The 1,548-nt window shown below is 51.9% G+C and carries 1 protein-coding gene; it reads left to right on the top strand.

The window, feature by feature from the left end:
• Window positions 1-1,548 (top strand): non-ribosomal peptide synthetase (locus E0698_RS26195; RefSeq protein ID WP_192513423.1); only part of this gene is annotated, 1,548 nt, incomplete at both ends.

The raw sequence follows: 1,548 nt of genomic DNA on the forward strand, positions 1-1,548 counted from the left end.
TGCGGCAAAAGAGTATTGGAGCAGCTATTTGGCGGGCTTTGAACAGCAGACTTTGTTACCTGGCTCGGATGCTTCATCAAATGATCAAGCCGTGGACAGCAGGGAAAATGCTCCATCCACTACAGCTAGTGAAACCAGCGAATATATTTCTGAAAAAATAACGGTGGAGCTGGATCAAACATGGAGCGAAGCCATGTACCGGATTGCGAAGCAGCAGCAGGTGACGATTAATACGCTGATGCAAAGCGTGTGGGGCGTTATTTTGCAGAAATATAACAACAATGAGGATGTTATTTTCGGTAGTGTCGTATCTGGACGTCCGACGGATATTGTCGGTGTAGAGAATATGATCGGCTTGTTCATTAATACGATACCGGTTCGGATTCAAAGTGAACGGAATGCCACTTTTGTGGAGGTTATGCGGAAAACGCAGGAGCAGGCACTGGCCTCGGGAGTATACGACAGTTTCCCGCTGTATGAGATTCAGGCGCTGACTGAGCAGAAGCAAAATCTGATTAACCACATTATGGTATTTGAGAATTACCCGGTAGAGCAGCAGGTGGAGCAGCTTGGCGAAGTTCGTCCGTCCGCTTTTGAGATTACGAATGTAGAGGTCGTGGAACAGACCAATTATGATCTGGACTTGATTGTGATGCCGGATGAAGTCTTCAGCATCATGTTCAGATATAACGCTAATGTGTACGATCGGGCTACCGTGGAGCGTATGCAGGGACATGTGCTGCACGTTATCAAGCAAATTGTGGACAATCCGCATATCCGTGTGAATGAGCTGGCATTGGTAACACCGGAAGAACAAGCGCAGATTGTTCAGGTTTGGGGAGCTACGGCGGCAGCTTATCCGCAGGATCAGACGTTAAGTGCGCTGTTCGAGGAGCAGGCGGCACGAACACCGGATCAGGTGGCAGTGATATTTGGTTCAGAGGAATTAACCTACGGTGAACTGAACGAGCGGACCAACCGTCTTGCACGCACCCTGCGTGCGGAAGGCGTTGAACCGGATCAGCCGGTGGGCATTCTGGTACACCGCTCGCTGGAAATGATCGTAGGCATCTATGCGATCCTCAAGGCAGGCGGAGCCTACGTGCCGATTGACCCGGAATATCCGGCGGACCGTATCCGTTTCATGCTGGAGGACTCGGGAGCGAAGCTGGTGCTGACGCAATCGCATTTGGCCAAGCAGGCGTCGCTGAGCTTCGACGGCAAGGTGCTGGTGCTGGACAGCGAAGAAATTTACCAAGAAGACGGCTCGAATCTGGAGCCGTTAGCTGGTCCGCACCATGTAGCCTATGTCATCTACACCTCCGGCTCCACTGGAAAACCGAAGGGCGTTATGGTCGAACACCATTCCGTGCTGAACCGGATTTTGTGGATGCACGACCGTTACGGCTTGAGTGCAGAGGATACGATCCTGCAAAAGACCGCCTTCACCTTCGACGTGTCGGTGTGGGAACTGTTCTGGTGGTCGGTGGTCGGCTCGAAGGTGAGTCTGCTGTCGGTTGGCGGGGAAAAGAATCCGGAGGACATCAT

The organism is Paenibacillus sp. 23TSA30-6 (assembly GCF_014858585.1).
Classification (GTDB): Bacteria; Bacillota; Bacilli; order Paenibacillales; family Paenibacillaceae; genus Paenibacillus.